The sequence below is a fragment of the Paenibacillus sp. J22FR5 genome, from assembly GCF_059691975.1.
In genome coordinates, this window is record NZ_JCAUAN010000017.1 from 20932 (window position 1) to 39689 (window position 18758).

An 18758-nucleotide genomic window follows, 5' to 3' on the forward strand; every position below is an offset into this window, starting at 1 on the left:
ATGTACCTCATTCCATCCTTGCTATTCAAGCATAAGTCGTATGTATATTTTACCATATATATCATGCTGTGTGATGTTGAAATGTCGATATAAGTCATAAAACAGGCTGAAATAAGCGTTTATTTCCGTAAATTGTAATATTTTGTCGGAGAAATTTTGACCGAAACGCAGCTATCCAGCATCGACGGTATCGCAGCTTCGGTTAAAAACTTAAATGAGATGCCGCCCAGCTGCAGAATGTCATTCAGCAATTTAAAATATAAAAGTCAGTGCAAAAAAAAAGCTCTTCTCAAGCATCCTACATGGTAATTTCCCCTTTAAGTAGACAGGGAAATTACCATCATGGATGATGGGAAGAGCTTCTTTATTTAAGAGATACGTTATTTTTTTGAAAATAAGCTTATTTACTTTTCTCTAAAAAGTCATGCAACCACGACTGCGACTCTGCCAGCACTTGCTCCGCGCGACCAATGGCCTCGCTCACTTGATTGCTTGCCGTTCCGCCGTAGACATTACGAGCATTCACGACTTGCTCTGGCTGAAGCACCGCATAAATATCGGACTCGAAAAGCGCGGAGAACGTTTTGAACTCCTCGATGCTCATGTCGAGCAAGTATTTTTTGTTTTGGATGCAATAGAGAACCGTCTTGCCGATGACTTCGTGCGCTTGGCGGAAAGGAAGACCTTTGTTCACCAGGTAATCTGCGATATCCGTAGCGTTCGAGAAATCTTGGTTCACAGCTTGACGCATGCGATCTGTGTTCACTTTCATCGTTGACACCATCGGTGCAAACAATTGCAACGCACCTTGCAGGGTACGAACCGTATCGAACATGCCTTCTTTGTCTTCCTGCATGTCCTTGTTGTACGCCAGCGGCAGCGACTTGAGTACGGTCATGAGACCGAACAAGTTGCCATAGACGCGGCCGGTCTTACCACGGACGAGCTCCGCCACGTCCGGGTTCTTCTTCTGCGGCATGATCGAGCTGCCGGTGCAGAATGCATCATCGAGTTCGATGAACGCGAACTCGGTCGAAGACCAGAGCACCATTTCCTCGCTGAAGCGAGAAAGGTGCATCATGATCATGGACGCATTGGAGAGGAACTCCAGGATGAAATCGCGGTCGCTGACTGCATCCAAGGAGTTCTCATACACGCGTCCGAACCCGAGCTGCTCCGCCACGAAATGGCGGTCGATCGGGAAGGTCGTGCCCGCGAGCGCGCCAGCGCCGAGCGGCAGCATGTCTACGCGCTTGTAGCTGTCCTGCAAGCGCTCAAGGTCACGCTGGAACATGCTGACGTAGGCCATCAGATGGTGCGCGAACAGGATCGGCTGCGCACGCTGCAGATGCGTATACCCTGGGATAATCGTATCGAGATTAGCCTTGGCTTTCTCAAGCAAAGCTTCTTGCAGCTTGATCAGCAAGCCAACGAACTCAACCACGCGCTTACGCAGGTAGAGATGCATGTCCGTCGCAACCTGATCATTACGGCTGCGGCCCGTATGCAGCTTACCGCCGACAGGACCGATCAGGTCGATCAAGGTTTTCTCGATATTCATGTGAATATCTTCATTCTGAATCGTGTACTCCAGCTCGCCGCGGCGAATCATGCCTTGCACAGACAGCAAGCCGTCTTTGATTTTCTCCACATCGTCAGCAGGAAGAATCCCGCATTTGCCCAGCATCGTTACGTGCGCCAAGCTGCCTTCAATATCTTCCTCGGCAAGCTCTTTGTCGAATGTAATGGATGCGGTATATTCTTCGACCAATTGGTCGGTTTTCTTCGTGAAACGTCCACCCCAAAGCTTAGACACCGTGCATGACCCCTCTCGTATTAACCTACCTTATGAGACAACCTTATGGATAGCCCAAAGGCTTTCCACGAAGGGAAAGCCCACGGCTGAGCAGCTATAATTGACAACGAACATCATGTATGTGATGTAATCGCTGCAATGGAATTACTTCTTCGCGTTTTGTTCCACGCCGGAACCTACTTTCAAGCGCAGCGCATTCAAGCGGATAAAGCCTGTTGCGTCACCTTGATCGTAAGCTTTCGTTGGATCAGCTTCCATTGTCGCGATATCCGGGTTGTATAGGGATACTGGGCTTTTCACGCCAGCGCCCATTACGTTACCTTTGTACAATTTCAGACGAACTGTACCGGATACGTTCTTTTGGCTCTCGGACACAAGAGCTTGAATCGCCAAACGCTCAGGTGCGAACCAGAAGCCATTGTAAACAAGGGATGCATATTTCGTAATCAAAGAATCACGCAGATGCATAACGTCGCGATCCATCGTGAGGGATTCCATTTTGCGGTGAGCGGTGAACAGAATCGTACCGCCCGGAGTTTCGTACACACCGCGGCTCTTCATGCCGACGAAACGGTTCTCAACCATGTCTACACGGCCAATCCCGTGTTTACCACCAATTTCATTCAACGTTTCCATCACTTGAAGTGGGGAAAGCTTCGCTCCGTTGATCGCTACGCAATCGCCGGCAGCAAACTCAAGCTCAATGTATTCCGCTTGATCTGGTGCGTCTTCTGGCGCAACGCTCAGCACGTACATGCCTTTGTTGTCGTCAGCTGCTGCATCGAACCATGGATCTTCCAACATGCCGCTCTCGAAGGAGATGTGCAAGAGGTTACGGTCTGTTGAATAAGGCTTCGCTGCGGATGCCGTTACCGGAATGTTGTGCTTCTCCGCGTAAGCGATCATCTCTGCGCGACCTGGGAACTGCTCGCGGAATTCTTCCAAACGCCAAGGCGCGATCACGGACAGCTCAGGCGCAAGCGCCGCTGCAGTTAGCTCGAAGCGCACTTGGTCGTTACCTTTGCCCGTAGCGCCGTGGGCAATCGCTGTTGCGCCTTCAGCGCGAGCGATCTCAACCATACGCTTCGCGATCAAAGGACGCGCAATGCTCGTGCCGAGCAGGTATTGTCCTTCATACAGAGCACCCGCTTGGAACATCGGGTTGATGAAATCTTTCGCGAACTCAGCGCGTAGATCGTCGATGTAGATTTTGGATGCGCCAGTTGCGAGCGCTTTTTCCTCCAAGCCGTCCAGCTCATCCTTTTGCCCGATATCCGCTGTGAAAGCAATGATTTCTGCGTCGTAAGTTTCTTTTAACCATTTGAGGATAACTGATGTATCCAAGCCGCCTGAATATGCGAGTACGATTTTTTCCTTAGCCATGTCTACTTTTCGCTCCGTTTCTACACTCTCATTTGAAATTTATATCATTGTCGCGGCCATAATGGCCTTTTGCGCATGAAGACGATTCTCTGCTTGGTCGAAAATAATGGAATGCCCGCCATCGATGACGCCTTCACTCACTTCTTCCCCACGATGTGCAGGTAAGCAGTGCATAAACAAGTAATCCTGCTTCGCATATTTCACCAAAGCTTCGTTCACTTGGAAGTTTTTGAACGCGATTTCCCGCTCTTGCTGCTCCGCTTCTTGGCCCATGCTAGCCCATACATCCGTGTAGATGATGTCCGCATTCTCAACAGCTTCGCGTGGATCGCGGGTAACGAGCAGGCTTCCGCCTGTTTCGGCCGCGTTTTCCTTGGATTGACGGATCACTTCTTTATCCGCTTCATAGCCCTCTGGTGAAGCGATCGCGAAATCCATCCCCAGCTTGCTAGCCCCCATCATGAGGGAGTGCACCATGTTGTTGCCATCGCCAATGTAGGCGACTTTAATGCCTCTCAGGCGACCTTTTTTCTCCAAAACCGTCTGATAATCCGCCATCACCTGGCAAGGGTGCGCATGATCGGTTAAGCCGTTAATGACAGGCACTGTCGCTCCGCGCGCCAGATCGATTACCTTGCGGTGCTCGTAGGTACGAATCATGATCCCGTCTAAATAACGGGACAGGGTTTGAGCGGTATCCCATACCGTCTCTCCGCGGCCCAGCTGCAGATCATTTTTGCTTAGGAAAAGCGCTTGCCCTCCCAATTGGTACATCCCCACTTCAAAAGACACACGCGTACGCGTCGACGACTTCTCAAAAATCATGCCCAGCGTTTTACCCGCTAGTACGGCATGCGGCTCTCTCGCTTTCTGCTTGCGCTTCAGCTCGATACCATAGTGAATCAAATATTCGATTTCTTCCGCTGTATAATCAACCAAAGCAAGAAAATCCTTGCCCTTCAACTGGGCAGCCAGTTCTTCCTTGACCATGCTATTCATGTAATCCAACCTCTCTTCGATAAACTTCGGTTAGACGCCGCTGATGGTTGATGCCTTCTGGGAGAGGACACCGCACACCACATCTAACGCCTGATCCAAATCTTCTTGCGGTATAGTTAACGCCGGCACTAAACGAATCACGTTAGGTCCTGCTGGAATGACCAGCACGCCTTGCTTGTGGATCTCACTAATGATTTCGCCCGCTGGCTGTGTACATTCGATCCCAATAAGAAGGCCAATACCACGAATACTCTTGATCAGCGGATTGCCCGCCAACTTGCTCTCTAACTTATTCACCGTGTACTCGCCTAACTTGGCTGCACGCTCCGGCAATTCATTCGTAATAATCGTGTTTAGGGCCGCATGACCCGCCGCTGTTGCAATCGGTGTGCCACCGAATGTGGAACCATGACTACCCGCGCTGAACGCTTCCGCCAAGAATGCTTTGCCCAGCATCGCACCAATCGGGAACCCGCCGCCAAGACCTTTAGCTAATGTGAAAATATCAGGCTCTACGCCATAATGCTCATAGGCAAAAAGCTTACCTGTACGTCCTACGCCCGTCTGGATTTCATCCGCGATCAGGAGTAGATTATGCTCCTTGCATAGCTCAGCTAGCTGCTTCACGAATTCAGGATCAGCTGGCAATACGCCGCCTTCCCCTTGCACGAATTCAAGCATGACCGCACACGTACGATCGTTCACAAGACTGCGGACAGACTCGATATCGTTATAATCGGCATAGACGAAGCCTTCTGGAAGCGGAAGGAAGCCTTCCTTTACTTTGTCCTGACCGGTAGCTGTTAATGTAGCAATCGTACGCCCATGAAAGGACATGTTGAACGTGATAATCTCGTAACGACCGTTGTTCAGCACCTTTTGCGAGTAGCGACGCGCAATCTTAATCGCCGCCTCATTCGCTTCTGCCCCCGTGGAACAGAAAAACACATGATCCGCACAGCTGTTGTCCGTCAATAAACCAGCCAACTTCTCTTGATTCGGAATATGAAAAAGATTGCTCACATGCCACAGCTGATCCAGCTGCTCGATCAATTTCTCCTTCACGGCTTGCGGTGCATGCCCGAGGTTCGCAACGGCAATACCGCTCATCATATCGATGTATTCCTTGCCTGTGTCATCCCACAGTCGGCTGCCCTCACCTTTTACTAGCGTGATTGGATATCTGGCGTAGGTTGGAAACAACGAGCTTTTCCCTTGTTCTGTCATGTACATTCCCTCCTTATGGGTTTCTGATTACCTTACAATGCGTGTACCGATGCCTTCGCCTTTCAGCACTTTGCTTAACACGTTCGGCTCCGAGCCGTTCACGATAACAACTTCCTGCACTTGCCCTTGTATACAAGCAATCGCTGCACGAACTTTTGGGATCATGCCGCCATAGATGTCGCCGCTTGTGATCATCTCTTCAATCTCCGCTACGCTGACGACAGGAAGCACTTTCTTCTCGCCATCCACGACCTTCATAATGCCGGGAACATCCGTCACAACAACCATTTGCTCCACACCAAGGTGAGAAGCCACAGCACCAGCCGCCGTATCGGCGTTAATGTTATACCTTTGTCCGCCATCTGCACCAAGACCAACAGGTGCGATAACGGGGATGTAGCCCATGCCAACGATTCCCTGAATCAGCTCCGCATTGACCTTGGTTACATCGCCAACAAGGCCAACCTCATGACTGTTAGCTACAGGTTTCGCTTCGATCAAATGTCCATCCACACCGGACAAACCAAGTGCCTTCGCACCCGTCAACTGAATACGCCGAACGATTTCTTTGTTAATCTGACCGGATAGCACCATTTCCACCACGTCGAGCACCGATTCATTCGTTACCCGTAGTCCGTTCACGAAGCCAGACTCGATGCCCAGCTTACCTAACGTCTCCGAAATGGCAGGACCTCCACCATGCACGATGACCGTTACGATTCCCTCTGATTGAAGCTGACGCATATCTTCAAAAAAACTACTAGGCAGCGCCGCAAGCGTGCTACCTCCGCATTTCATCACAAAGCAATTGTTCTTCACTGCTCTTTCCCCTTTACGTTCGATAAGCCGCATTAATTCGCACATAATCATAGGTCAAGTCGCAGCCCCAGCCTGTTGCTTTGCCTTCACCCATATGTAAATTCACATGAATTTGAATCGTATCTGTTTTCAAATAAGCCAGTGCCGCTTCCTCATCGAACTTCACCGGACGCGACTGCGAAAGCACTGCGATATCGCCGAGGCGAATATCGACCGTGTTCACGTTCACCGGCTGACCTGAGTAACCGACAGCCGCAATGATCCGGCCCCAGTTCGCGTCAGCGCCGTAAACGGCGGACTTCACGAGGCTCGATCCGATGATCGACTTCACGATCTTACGAGCCGCATCGTCGCTCTCTGCGCCGATTACCGTCGTCTCGATCAGCTTCGTCGCTCCCTCGCCGTCACGCGCAATCGCTTTGGCGAGGTATTCGCCAACGTACTGGAACCCTGCTGCGAAAGCATCCCAATCCGGGTGTCCCGGATGCAGGGAGTCGCCGCCGGCCAAACCGCTTGCCATCACCACGACCATGTCGTTGGTGCTTGTGTCTCCGTCAACGGTAATCATGTTGAACGTATTATCTGTAATCCTGCTTAGCAATAGCTGCAGGTATTCGCTCTCAATCGCGACGTCGGTTGTCATGAAACCGAGCATCGTAGCCATGTTCGGGTGAATCATCCCCGAACCTTTAGCTGCCCCGGCAATGTAAACCTCTTTGCCGCCAACCACAACACGGACGCACGTCATCTTCTGTACGAGATCCGTTGTCAGGATCGACTGGCAGAAGTCTTCGCCTCCGTCTAGCTTAAGCTTCGCTGGCAGCTGCTCGATGCCGCTCAGCACTTTGCCCATCGGCAGAAGCTCGCCGATGACGCCTGTGCTCGTTACGCCGACGTGGTGCTCCGCCACGCCCAGTGCCTTCGCACTAGCCGCACGCATTGCGCGAGCGTCGTCCTCGCCTTGCTGGCCAGTGCACGCGTTGGCGTTGCCGCTGTTCACGATCATCGCCTGCAGCTTACCGCTGTGGGCGATGCTTTCTTGCGTCACGCGCAGCGGTGCCGCTTGGAACGCGTTCAGCGTATAAACGCCTGCCGCTGTTGCTGGTACATCACAGATGATCGCGCCAAGATCATAGCGCTCCGTCTTCTTCAATCCGCAGTGCAGTCCGCCTGCACGAAAACCCTTCGGTGTTGTCACTGTGCCCTCTGGCACGACAGTAAAGCTAACTTGGTCCGACATGGTCGTAGGCTCACCTATCCTCATCTTCTAGTTATGGATATACCGGTGCGAACAACAACCCTGTCGTTTCGTCCCAGCCTTGCATAATATTTAAATTCTGGATCGCTTGACCTGCAGCGCCCTTCACGACATTGTCGATCACTGACACGATGGTTACACGTCCTGTACGCTCATCAACTGCGAAGCCGATATCACAGAAATTCGAACCTGTTACTTCCTTCGTTGAAGGATACTTTCCTAACGGGCGAATCCTTACGAACTTACGGCCTTCATAGTACTGACGATACTTTTCGATGAACTCTTCAGCTGTATGTTCACCTGTTAACGTGGCATACATCGTAGCCATAATCCCACGCGTCATTGGCACAAGGTGCGTCGTAAACGTCGTCACAACCGGTTTCCCTGCAATGCGGCTCAGCGCTTGCTCGATTTCCGGGATGTGTTGGTGTTTATTTATTTTGTAAGCCGATAAATTCTCATTCACTTCGGAATAATGTGCGCCTAAGCTCAATCCGCGACCCGCACCGGATACACCCGACTTCGCATCAATGATAATCGTGGACGGATCGATCCATCCCGCTTCCACCGCAGGAATAAGACCTAGCAGCGTCGCTGTTGGATAACAGCCTGGGTTCGCGATCAGATCACTGCCCTTCACTTCGTCTCCGAACACTTCGGACAGACCGTAGATCGAACGAGCCAAAGCTTCTTCGGAAGCGGCCGGCTTTTTGTACCATTTTTCATAGTCGCTTGCAGACTTCAATCTCAAATCACCCGAAATATCAATGACCTTCAGGCCTGCTGCCAACAACTTCGGCGAAAGCTCTGCGCTCACACCCGCTGGTGTTGCCAAGAACACAACATCCGCTTTACCTGCGATCAGATCAACATCGAGGACATCGAGGATATCCACAATCACTTCCTGCAAGTGTGGAAAATGCTCCGCCAAAGGCGCTCCTGCGTTCGATGTTGATATAACAGATGTAATGTGAACATGTGGATGCGCCTGCAAAAGACGAATCAACTCCGCACCACCGTATCCTGTAGCTCCAATAATAGCCGCTCTTATGCTCTGACTCATTCGAATTCCCTCCCGATGTTCCGAAAATATATGTATTATTATACATTCGTATACATAATAATTCAATGAATTTTTTTGCGTGTTCCGTTGGGCTGAATTCGCTCTCCAGCAAGGCATTTCAAGGCTTTTTTAGACATAAAATGCGGAAATTTATATTCACAGAATAGTCTGACTATATTCGTTCATATGCACAATATGCAATGAAATTACGTTAGATGTGCATAAAACATGGCCTAGTACTTCCGTCGCCATCTCCATCCCAACTTAACCATTATCCCAAACTCAGGAGTGAGAAGGCAAATTATGTTTCAACTCTCTTAGTTATGCACATATCTGTGTGCGTAGTGTGGATAAACACTGGGATTATGCACAGTTTGCCAACAACTTATCCACAATTCAAAAAAGACCATCAGGCAACATACATCCTGAAAGTCCTGATAATTCCGATCATCCTCGCTGAAAACTGATGCTCCTTCGCTACGCGTGCCGCTTAAATCCTTCTCCCAATACCTCATTCGTTTCGCTCAAAATAACAAAAGCCTGCGGGTCCACCGATTGTACCAGTGTTTTCAACCGACTGACCTCATTCTGTTTCACGACCACCATCATGACCGTCCGCGATTCTCCCGTAAATCCGCCTGAGCCGCTAAGCTCTGTTAAGCCGCGATCCAAATCGTACAAAATCGCCTTACGAATGGCATCCGTATGATCCGAAATGATAAAGGCCACTTTGGCATAGTTGAAGCCGAGCTGCACGATATCGATGGTCTTCGTCGTCACGAATAAACCGATCATCCCGTAGAGAGCATTCTCAGGGGTAAACACCACCGCAGAGCTGATGATAACGAGGCCATCGAAGATAGCGACCGAGAAGCCTAGACTTAGACCTGAGTATTTGTGCAGCATTTGCGCTGCAAGCCCGAGTCCACCTGTGGAGCCACGTCCTTTGAAGACGATACCCAGACCAAGGCCCACACCCATACCTCCATACACAGCAGCCAACAGTGGGTTATGTGTAGGTACACCTAAATGACTCGTTATCAGTACACAGAAAGGGAAAATAATCGAGCCCACAACGGCTTTGATGCCGAACTTCTTCCCAAGCAGCCAAAGTGCTAATAGTAAAATAGGAATGTTCAGCGCCCACTGTGTGTACGCGGGGTTTATGTTGGTGACTTTCTGCAAAATGGTAGAAATCCCTGATACCCCTCCAGTTGCAATTTGGTTGGGGTTCAGAAAGCTGTTAAAGCTCGCCGCCATAATTAGCGATCCAACTAACAGCAATATATATTCGAATACGGTATGGCCCTTACTTCCGATCTGTATTCGCGGTTCTCTTCTGGACACACGTGGTCCTCCTTCGTTCGTTTACATGAAAAATCCTACACCTATTAGGTGTAGGATCAACGTTTATGACGTGATACATGCACAGCCCCGCAAATCAGCTTGTTCGGCATGCATGATTTCGTGTGGTGTTGTAGGCCCTATTACTCTGGCTTCCGAATTTGATGACGCAGGTACGCATCGATGAAGGTATCTAGATCGCCGTCCATGACCGCTCCAACGTTACCGGTCTCTGCCGAGGTTCTGTGATCCTTCACCATGCTGTAAGGATGGAAGACGTAGGAGCGGATTTGGCTGCCCCACGCAATATCCGACTGCTCGCCGCGAATCTCAGCAAGGTGCTTCAATTGCTCTTCGATCTTCCGCTCATAGAGCTTGGAGCGAAGCATCTTCATCGCTTTCTCGCGGTTCTTGATCTGCGAGCGCTCTTGCTGACAGCTCACCACGACGCCAGTCGGGATGTGCGTTATCCGCACAGCCGAGTCCGTGGTGTTAATATGCTGACCGCCGGCACCGCTTGCGCGGTACGTATCGATCTTGAGATCCTCGGAGCGGATCTCGCCCACGTCAGTGTCGTCTTCGATCTCTGGCATCACATCACATGATGCAAAAGAGGTGTGACGACGGCCAGAAGCGTCAAACGGCGAAATGCGCACGAGACGATGCACGCCCTTCTCAGCCTTCAAGTAGCCATAGGCGTTGAAGCCTGTGATCTGCAGCGTGACACTCTTCACGCCAGCTTCGTCGCCGGGCAAATAGTCGAGTACCTCGACTTTGTAGCCCCGCTTCTCCGCCCAGCGGCGGTACATGCGCAGCAGCATCTCTGCCCAGTCCTGCGACTCGGTGCCGCCGGCACCTGGGTGCAGCTCAAGGATGGCATTCAGCCGGTCATACGGCTGATTGAGGAGCAAGCCGAGCTCGAAGGATTCGAGCTTCTTGATGAGTGCCGCGATGCCTGCTTCGATGTCTTTCACGAGGCCTTCATCGTTCTCCTCTTCTTCGAGTTCGACCATAACCTGAATGTCCTCGAACGCGTTCGTGAAGCCTTGGAACTCTTCAACGACACTCTTAATTACGTTGAGGTCCGCGATGGTCTTCTGGGCACGCTCGTTATCGTCCCAGAAGTCCGGTGCGCCCATTTTTTCCTCAAAATCGCCAATCGCTTCTAACTTATGATCTAAGTCAAAGAGACCCCCGTAATTCGGTTAGTCGCTTCGCTGTTTCTCTTAAGTCTTGTTTCACTTCTGGTTCTAGCATGTCTTACACCTCGTTTATTCTTCTCTCATGTACCTAGACAAGGTTGTTGTTGTTGAAATGCCTTACATGCCTTGCCCGTGGCACTGCTTGAACTTTTTACCGCTGCCGCATGGGCATGGGTCATTGCGTCCGATACGCTGCTCTTCACCACGAACGAGCGGCTTCTTACCGCCAGCTTCATTCTTCGTGTCAACAGCCTGACCTTCCGCTACTGCTTGACGCTCTAGGTTGCTCTGTACATGTGCTTTCATGATGTACATGGCGACTTCTTCACGGATGTTGTCGATCATCTCTTGGAACATCTCAAAGCCTTCGAATTGATACTCACGAAGCGGATCCGTTCCGCCGTATGCACGAAGATGAATACCTTGGCGCAGCTGATCCATCGCATCGATGTGATCCATCCATTTGCTATCCACCGCACGAAGCGCTACGACTTTTTCAAATTCACGCATGAACTCTGCACTAATCTCAGCCTCACGCTCATCATAACGTTTGCTCACAAGCTCTTTGATCTGATTGATGATCTCTTCTTGCTCTTTGCCCCACAGATCTTGATCGGTGATTTGAGCTTCTTCATGCAATAGATTGTTGTTTACGAAGTTTGCAACCTCGTGCAGTTCCCACTCTTCCGGAATTTGTTCTTCTGGACAGTGTGCTTTCACAATGCGCTCGATAACGGCACCGATCATACCCTCGATAACTTCGCGGATATTCTCAGACTCCAGCAGCTCGCGACGTTGTTTATATATAATTTCACGTTGTTGATTCATAACATCGTCATATTGAAGGACGACTTTACGCACGTCGAAGTTGTTACCCTCAACGCGTTTTTGCGCGGATTCTACAGCACGGGAGATCAATTTGCTTTCAATCGGTTGATCTTCTTCCATCCCCAGACGATCCATCATCGCCATAATATTTTCAGCGCCGAATCGTTTCATCAATTCATCCTCAAGGGAGAGGTAGAATTGCGAAGAACCTGGGTCACCTTGACGTCCTGCACGTCCACGCAGCTGGTTATCGATCCGTCTGCTCTCATGACGTTCTGTACCTATGATATGCAAACCGCCAGCATCATGTACGCCTTGACCTAAAACGATGTCCGTACCGCGACCTGCCATGTTCGTTGCAATCGTAACTGAACCTGGTTGACCCGCACGTGAAACGATTTCCGCTTCTTCGGCATGATATTTGGCATTCAATACTTTGTGTTGAACGCCTTTCTTCTTCAGCATCTCAGAAAGCTTCTCTGAGTTCTCAATCGATACCGTACCGACAAGCACCGGTTGATTCAGCTTATGACGTTCTACGATTTGCTCAACTACGGCTCTGAACTTACCGTTCTCTGACTTATAAACCACATCCGGTAGATCCTTACGAATCATTGGGCGGTTCGTCGGCACGATAATAACTTCAAGGCCGTAAATTTTCTTCAACTCTTCCTCTTCCGTCTTCGCCGTTCCCGTCATCCCCGCCAACTTGCGGTACATACGGAAATAGTTCTGGAACGTAATCGTTGCGAGCGTCATGCTCTCATTTTGAACCTTTAGCTGCTCTTTGGCCTCAATGGCTTGGTGCAACCCATCACTATAGCGACGGCCTGTCATAATACGGCCCGTAAATTCATCAACGATCATAACTTCTTCTTCTTGAACGACGTAATCTACGTCACGTTTCATAATGAAACGAGCTTTGAGCGCCTGTGTCACGTGGTGGTTCACATTCACATTTTGATGATCGAATAAGTTCTCAATACCAAATGCGCGCTCCGCTTTCGCTACGCCTTCTTCTGTCAGCGCGACTGAACGCACCTTGATGTCGATCGTGTAGTCCTCTTCTTCTTTCAGCGTCGAAACAAAACGGTCCGCCGTAAAGTACATATCTGTCGATTTCGCAGCTTGTCCAGAAATGATCAATGGCGTTCTCGCTTCATCGACTAGAATGGAATCGACCTCATCGATAACCGCATAGTACAGCGGACGTTGAACCATCTGCTCTTTGTAAAGCACCATGTTGTCACGCAGGTAGTCAAACCCGTATTCGTTATTCGTTCCATACGTAATATCACAAGCATAAGCAGCTTGCTTCTCTTCATGAGACAAATCGTGTAGGTTAACTCCAACCGTCAAGCCGAGGAACTCATAGATTTGACCCATTTCAGCGCTATCCCGTTGTGCCAAATAGTCATTGACTGTTACAACATGTACGCCTCTACCAAGCAAAGCATTCAAATAAACAGGGAGTGTTCCAACGAGCGTTTTCCCTTCCCCTGTTCTCATCTCCGCGATACGGCCTTCGTGCAGCACCATACCCCCAATGAGTTGAACGTCATAGTGACGTTTACCTAGCACACGCCAAGCTGCTTCTCTAACAACAGAGAAAGCTTCTGGTAATAAATCATCGAGTTCTTCGCCTTTCTCAAGACGGTTTCTGAACTCCGTTGTTTTCCCTTTTAGCTCTTCATCGGACAGCGGCTTAATGCCAGCTTCAAGCTCGTTGATGTAGTCAACGGCCTTGAGCATCCGTTTAATCTCCCGTTCATTGGAATCACCAAAAATTTTCTTCACTAGTCCTAGCATCGGTGAACCCCTTTCCCTTGCGTTCGTATCCTTAAATTGTACCACTTATGACAGTCTTGCCGCAACAAACGACCGTTCTCTTCCTTATAAAACCAATAGAAATAGGACTTAAAAACCATGGATTCCCGTATTTCTTAGTATGAAATGGAGAAGCTACTAACATGCATGTGCGAATCGATGACTTTGTTCGTTAATTGAAAAAGCTTAATTCGATGACATCGAATTAAGCTCACTTGATCATTTTGTATAGGAATGTTTATAAATTCGTATTAGGCAATTTGTTTATGCATTACATTGCCGGTTCGATTAGACCATACTTGCCATCGTCCCGTTTGTACACCACGTTAACCGTGTCTGTATCCATATTGGAGAATACGAAGAAATTATGACCCACCATATTCATCTGGAGAATCGCTTCTTCCACGTCCATCGGCTTCAAATTGAAGCGTTTGTTACGTACGAGCTCAAAGTCCTCTTCCTCTTCCATATAAGAGGTCGCTGCAGCTTCTACCTTGAATAGGTCACGCTTGCCGCCTTCTTGGCGAATTTTACGATTCGTTCTTGTCTTATGCTTGCGAATTTGACGCTCTAATTTGTCCACAACCAAATCAATGGATGCGTACATGTCTGTGTTACGTTCTTCTGCTCGTAGCAGCACACCTGTTAGAGGGATGCTCACCTCGATAGCTTGTAGACCTTTAACTACACTTAGCTTTACTTGTACATCGGATGTAAGGGGAGCTTCAAAATACCTCTCTAGTCTATTCAACTTCTTCTCGACATAGTCTCTGAGGGCTTCAGTAACTTCAAGGTGTTCTCCACGAATGCTAATTTCCATAGTTAAACATCTCCCTTCCTTCTTACATTATACTACATTCCATCCCATCTTCATAATTCCTTTAAATTCCGATCTAAACTTTCTATAGTAACGTGCAAAAAAACACCCCAGGTTCATTCCCCAGGGTGATCTTGTTCGTAGGTGTATGCGATCGGCACAACGCGTGCCTAATAATTATAGTCTGCTTACGTTTGCAGCTTGTGGTCCGCGTGCGCCTTCAACGATGTCAAACTCAACAGCTTGACCTTCATCTAGCGTTTTGAATCCTTCGGACTGAATCGCTGAGAAATGTACGAATACGTCCCCACCATCTTCACGCTCGATGAAACCATAGCCTTTTTCTGCGTTAAACCATTTCACTTTACCTTGCATAACGTACACAATCCTTTCGTTTTAAAAAATATAAAAAAAAGAGTCAGAGCAAAATGTAAGCCCTTTCTTTTTGACTATAACACCTATCCGCTTGACCTGTCAAATTATAACTTTCAATAAAATGAATATTTAGAAAATTCACATATATACATGCCGTGGATAAGTGCAGAATTTGTAGAATCCTGTCATGACGGGCTTTTTTACACTTTATTAACAAAGTTATTCACAGGTTTATGCACATTGTCCACAGGTGTGTTGCAGAGATTTCGGGATAACTTGTGGTGATCAAGCCAATTTATTCACAGATTGGGGCCAGATCGGATTGTTTATCCACGGATTACTGCCGGCGCATACTGATAATAGGGGATAAAAGAAAAAACCTTCTGCCGCGGCAGAAGGTTTCTGTGGATCTATTTTTTTCGATCAAAAAAGTAGCTCTCATCATCGTAATTATTATCATACGCATTCTTTTGAGTTCTCCCATTGTCAATCTTAGCCAATTGTGATCTAGCCTGATCACGGAATTGCGTTAGCTTTTGCAGGAAAATGGGGTCTACACTTAGGATTGCTTGAATACGATCCTTGTAATTCTCCTTCTCACACGCAGTAACAGCTTCAGTGGCGTTAATTAATGCCTCCATCAGCACACCTCGCTGCTCCATAAACTCGGAAAGCTGCTCGATATCCATCGAAATGAGCTCGGCAAGAGCCTGCTCTGTTCGTTGTTCTAGCTCAGCAACCAACTCATCCATGTGAAGCTCCAGCAGGTGCGGCACTCGCCGCGCTTCCTTTAGCTTGCAATGCGGCTTGCATCCATGTTTCTTTCAATTGAATCAAAAAACCTAGCACTTCTTCAGCTGGCTCCACTGATTTTTTCATATTGGCTTCTATTAAACGATGATTGAAGTAATCATATAATCTTAACAAATCAACGGCAATTGGAGCGTTACGATTAATCGTGATGGAGAATTCGCTAATAATGTCCTGTACCTTGACTAGGTTGGTGTTAGCGTCTTGGTAGTTGGTATTTTTCAAAGCCTCAATACCCGCACGGCAAAAACGGATAGCTCCATCACAAAGCATAATTAACAACTGTGCGGGAGTTGCTGTTTGAACTGTGTTTTCCAAGTATTTATTACGTTGGGCTTGAATCATGAATATTTCCCCCTAGTTTAAAGTAGGACTCTAACTAGCCCATCTGCTTTGATAGTTGATCGCTTTGTGCTTGCATTTGACTAATATACTTTTCCATAGCTGTGAATTGACTATAATAACGGGTTTGTAAAGCATCTAATTTCGTTGTCCAATCATCAATTCTTTTATCTATGTCCCTTGTTGTTTTTCCTAGCGTATAGCTGGAATCAACACTGGTAGTTACACCGGCTTTGGTTGTTATTTTACTAATAATGGAGGATGCTAAGTTATTAAGACGGGTAGCAATACCATCTCCACTGGTCGAGTCTTTCAATTTATCATCCGATACAAAAAGAGCCATCACCTGATCAGGTTTCTCTGCAATTGCCTTCTTAAGCTTCGCATCATCGATATAGATCTTACCATTATCCAAATAACTTCCAGAAATAAAACCGCCTGAAACCACACTTGTCGAGATACCAATATCCGCGAGGGCTTTAGCATCCCCAGACGGCAATCCGCTGACTGGGTTTGAGAAGGAAGTTCTTAAATTTTGAAGAGCCTGTTTCAATATATCATCACTATGAAGCATACCGCTTTTTGCTTTTGCTTCCCACGCAGTAATTTGATCATCTTTCATATCTTTACGTTGATCATCCGTCAAAGGAGTAAAATCTCTATAACGTTTTTCCGTTGTTTTGGTATTGATCGTATCGATTAATTCATTATATTTATCTACGAAATTTTTGATATTGGTGTAAATCGCGTCGGTATCCCCGGTCACATTGATATCAATCGCGCTTGCAGTTACTTTCTTTGCTGTAACGTTTAGTCCATTAACAGAGAATGAATTCGTATCATAAAAAGCGATTGCTCCGTTAAACTCAATTTTAGCCTGACTACCGGATTGGGTCACCTGTGTATAGATATTCCCTGTAACAGGAGCACCCATAGCAAGCTGAGGGATAACATTAGCCGCATTGTTCGTTTCATCGGTCAAAGTTACAGCTTTGGTTGGATCATCGTTAGGATTGTTAAATGCAAGATGATGATTGCTGTCCAAATAAGCAGATACACCTAATTTTCCTATTTCTGAACTATTAATGGAATCGATCAATTTGCCTATCGTCATTGTTTTATCAATGCTAATATCAGAAGTCGTCGTTCCAACTTTAACCCTTAGTGTCTTTGTAGATGTTAGATTCTGATCAATAAATGTCGTTAATGGAACGGAAAGATTAGGCGCTGGCGTATTAAGTTGACTCGGCACATTTGCAGCATTGTTATTTGCATCGGATAACGTAACTGTATTATCTGAAAATGCCAAATTATTATTGCTATCCAAGCTTGCTGTAACTCCAGCCGTACCAATTGCAGAGCTATTGATATTCTTAATTAATTGGTCATACGTTGTACTCTTATCTATTGTAAAATCCGCAGTTGTAGCACCGAAGTGAACTCTTACTGTCTTAATTACTTTATCTAGCGAACCGTCAATCACTAACGATCTTGCAAAGTTATTCGTCCCGGTTACTGTAGATCCTGTCGTTGCTCCAGCAGCACCACCTGATATTTTAAGGATAGCCGCCAAAGGATCAGGAATTGCACCTACACTTCCCATACTAATATTTACTTTTCCAGCTGATCCCGTTGATGAAGAAGTGAAAAAAAGCTTATCAATCGTAGAATCATAGCTTAGATTTACACCTGTTGTAATTGCCCCATTATTAATCGCTGAGATTACACTTCCAAGAGTATCTGTTGGTTTGATCTCAATCGTCTTGGTTCCCTTGGATCCACCTACTGTTAGTGTTGTAGTCCCTGTCAATCCTAAGTCAGACAAAGGAGTTGCTGATCCTTTTGTTGTTGCACTTAGCGCCCCCGATGTAACTGCTCCGGCTGTCGCAAGTTGGTCAACCTTTATCGTGTAATTCCCTTGGGTAGCAACCGCTGATCCTGTGACGCTTACACTATTTTCATCAACAGAAGTAGCTTTCTTCGTTTGATACTGTGATTGTAGCTTCATATTGAATGCTAAGTCGCGGAAGCTAATAATCTTACTATTTATTGTTCGGTAATCATCTCGTTGCCATTCAAGTGTCTGCTTCTGCTGCTTAAGCTTATCTTGAGGCATTCTAGCAGCTTTCATTAGCTTTGACACTGTATCATCAATATCTATTCCTGAATTTGTAAAACCACTCAAACGTTGTACCATGTTATCCTCCCTCTCATGTTGGAATACTACCTCTTCTCGTCAACAAGAATTCCTGCCATTTGCCATAGCTTAGCGACAAAATCCAGACTCTTCTCTGGAGGAATTTCACGTATAATTTCACCTGTATCTTTATCTAACACTTTTACGGAGATTAATTTCGTTTTTTGATGGATAGAAAACTCAAGTGTCGTTGTCCTGCCTTGTATAGCTTTGATGGCGTGCTCAATTGCTTTAACAACCTGTGCATCACTTATGGTGACATTTTCACCTTGTAATTCCGCTTGTTTGAGTTCAGTTGTATTCGTAAAATTGGATGCAATGAATACAGCTGCATTATTAGTCCCGATCTCATCCACTTTATGAACATTTACGTGCTCAGTAATAGACCTGCTATCTCCACCAGAATTTCCGAAACCACCCACAGGATTATTAATACTCATAAAACAACCTC

Annotated in this window: 16 protein-coding genes; all 16 read right to left on the bottom strand. The window is 47.4% G+C overall.

Translation table 11 applies throughout. The features are described from left to right. Positions 1-400: 400 nt before the first annotated feature. The 16 genes from argH to AC58P7_RS20375 all read right to left on the bottom strand — a co-directional run bounded on the left by argH (position 401) and on the right by AC58P7_RS20375 (position 18747). Positions 401-1816: an argininosuccinate lyase gene (gene argH / locus AC58P7_RS20300; RefSeq protein ID WP_497346048.1), complete on the bottom strand. Its 1416-nt coding sequence runs from the start codon at positions 1814-1816 to the stop codon at positions 401-403. A gap of 144 nt (positions 1817-1960) precedes the next feature. Continuing rightward, positions 1961-3199 (bottom strand): argininosuccinate synthase, encoded by a 1239-nt coding sequence (locus AC58P7_RS20305; RefSeq protein ID WP_497346050.1) that lies wholly within the window; start codon positions 3197-3199, stop codon positions 1961-1963. A 39-nt stretch (positions 3200-3238) separates the two neighbouring features. Continuing rightward, positions 3239-4198 carry an ornithine carbamoyltransferase gene (gene argF / locus AC58P7_RS20310; protein ID WP_497346052.1) on the bottom strand — a complete coding sequence of 320 codons (960 nt, stop codon included), beginning with the start codon at positions 4196-4198 and terminating at the stop codon, positions 3239-3241. A gap of 30 nt (positions 4199-4228) precedes the next feature. Next, complete coding sequence (gene argD / locus AC58P7_RS20315; RefSeq protein WP_497346054.1) at positions 4229-5425, bottom strand: acetylornithine transaminase; 1197 nt, start codon at positions 5423-5425, stop codon at positions 4229-4231. Between the two features lie 27 nt (positions 5426-5452). After that, positions 5453-6277 carry an acetylglutamate kinase gene (gene argB / locus AC58P7_RS20320; RefSeq protein WP_497346056.1) on the bottom strand — a complete coding sequence of 275 codons (825 nt, stop codon included), beginning with the start codon at positions 6275-6277 and terminating at the stop codon, positions 5453-5455. Then, positions 6258-7484, bottom strand: a complete 1227-nt coding sequence (argJ, locus tag AC58P7_RS20325) for a bifunctional glutamate N-acetyltransferase/amino-acid acetyltransferase ArgJ (protein ID WP_497346058.1) — start codon at positions 7482-7484, stop codon at positions 6258-6260. Before argJ ends, argB begins: the two co-directional genes overlap by 20 nt. A gap of 31 nt (positions 7485-7515) precedes the next feature. Further along, a complete protein-coding gene (argC, locus tag AC58P7_RS20330; RefSeq protein ID WP_497346060.1) occupies positions 7516-8565 on the bottom strand; it encodes an N-acetyl-gamma-glutamyl-phosphate reductase in 1050 nt (349 codons plus the stop codon). Between the two features lie 477 nt (positions 8566-9042). Further along, positions 9043-9912 (bottom strand): YitT family protein, encoded by an 870-nt coding sequence (locus AC58P7_RS20335; RefSeq protein ID WP_497346062.1) that lies wholly within the window; start codon positions 9910-9912, stop codon positions 9043-9045. A 140-nt stretch (positions 9913-10052) separates the two neighbouring features. Beyond that, positions 10053-11166, bottom strand: a protein-coding gene (gene prfB, locus AC58P7_RS20340; RefSeq protein ID WP_497346064.1) for a peptide chain release factor 2 whose coding sequence is annotated in 2 segments (ribosomal slippage) — positions 10053-11093 and positions 11095-11166 — 1113 coding nt in all. Because the reading frame shifts where the segments join, the coding sequence is not laid out codon by codon here. Positions 11167-11228: 62 nt separating this feature from the next. Further along, the gene (gene secA, locus AC58P7_RS20345) at positions 11229-13748 is read right to left on the bottom strand and encodes a preprotein translocase subunit SecA (RefSeq protein WP_497346229.1); all 2520 of its coding nucleotides are present in this window, start codon (positions 13746-13748) and stop codon (positions 11229-11231) included. Between the two features lie 289 nt (positions 13749-14037). Further along, complete coding sequence (hpf, locus tag AC58P7_RS20350; protein WP_497346066.1) at positions 14038-14586, bottom strand: ribosome hibernation-promoting factor, HPF/YfiA family; 549 nt, start codon at positions 14584-14586, stop codon at positions 14038-14040. 174 nt (positions 14587-14760) lie between these two features. Then, positions 14761-14958 carry a cold shock domain-containing protein gene (locus AC58P7_RS20355; RefSeq protein ID WP_028556842.1) on the bottom strand — a complete coding sequence of 66 codons (198 nt, stop codon included), beginning with the start codon at positions 14956-14958 and terminating at the stop codon, positions 14761-14763. A gap of 410 nt (positions 14959-15368) precedes the next feature. Then, positions 15369-15734 carry a flagellar protein FliT gene (gene fliT / locus AC58P7_RS20360; RefSeq protein ID WP_497346068.1) on the bottom strand — a complete coding sequence of 122 codons (366 nt, stop codon included), beginning with the start codon at positions 15732-15734 and terminating at the stop codon, positions 15369-15371. Next, positions 15703-16113 (bottom strand): flagellar export chaperone FliS, encoded by a 411-nt coding sequence (gene fliS, locus AC58P7_RS20365; RefSeq protein WP_497346070.1) that lies wholly within the window; start codon positions 16111-16113, stop codon positions 15703-15705. The genes fliT and fliS overlap by 32 nt, the downstream gene beginning before the upstream one ends. 34 nt (positions 16114-16147) lie before the next feature. Then, a complete protein-coding gene (gene fliD / locus AC58P7_RS20370; RefSeq protein ID WP_497346072.1) occupies positions 16148-18307 on the bottom strand; it encodes a flagellar filament capping protein FliD in 2160 nt (719 codons plus the stop codon). 26 nt (positions 18308-18333) lie between these two features. Further along, complete coding sequence (locus AC58P7_RS20375; protein ID WP_497346074.1) at positions 18334-18747, bottom strand: flagellar protein FlaG; 414 nt, start codon at positions 18745-18747, stop codon at positions 18334-18336. Positions 18748-18758: the final 11 nt, after the last annotated feature.

Coding starts and splice junctions, on each gene's coding strand:
- AC58P7_RS20305 (WP_497346050.1), bottom strand. CDS start 3,199: ATGGCTAAGGAAAAAATCGTACTCGCATATTCAGGCGGCTTGGATACA.
- argF (WP_497346052.1), bottom strand. CDS start 4,198: ATGAATAGCATGGTCAAGGAAGAACTGGCTGCCCAGTTGAAGGGCAAG.
- argD (WP_497346054.1), bottom strand. CDS start 5,425: ATGACAGAACAAGGGAAAAGCTCGTTGTTTCCAACCTACGCCAGATAT.
- argB (WP_497346056.1), bottom strand. CDS start 6,277: ATGCGGCTTATCGAACGTAAAGGGGAAAGAGCAGTGAAGAACAATTGC.
- argJ (WP_497346058.1), bottom strand. CDS start 7,484: ATGTCGGACCAAGTTAGCTTTACTGTCGTGCCAGAGGGCACAGTGACA.
- argC (WP_497346060.1), bottom strand. CDS start 8,565: ATGAGTCAGAGCATAAGAGCGGCTATTATTGGAGCTACAGGATACGGT.
- secA (WP_497346229.1), bottom strand. CDS start 13,748: ATGCTAGGACTAGTGAAGAAAATTTTTGGTGATTCCAATGAACGGGAG.
- hpf (WP_497346066.1), bottom strand. CDS start 14,586: ATGGAAATTAGCATTCGTGGAGAACACCTTGAAGTTACTGAAGCCCTC.
- AC58P7_RS20355 (WP_028556842.1), bottom strand. CDS start 14,958: ATGCAAGGTAAAGTGAAATGGTTTAACGCAGAAAAAGGCTATGGTTTC.
- fliS (WP_497346070.1), bottom strand. CDS start 16,113: ATGATTCAAGCCCAACGTAATAAATACTTGGAAAACACAGTTCAAACA.
- fliD (WP_497346072.1), bottom strand. CDS start 18,307: ATGGTACAACGTTTGAGTGGTTTTACAAATTCAGGAATAGATATTGAT.
- AC58P7_RS20375 (WP_497346074.1), bottom strand. CDS start 18,747: ATGAGTATTAATAATCCTGTGGGTGGTTTCGGAAATTCTGGTGGAGAT.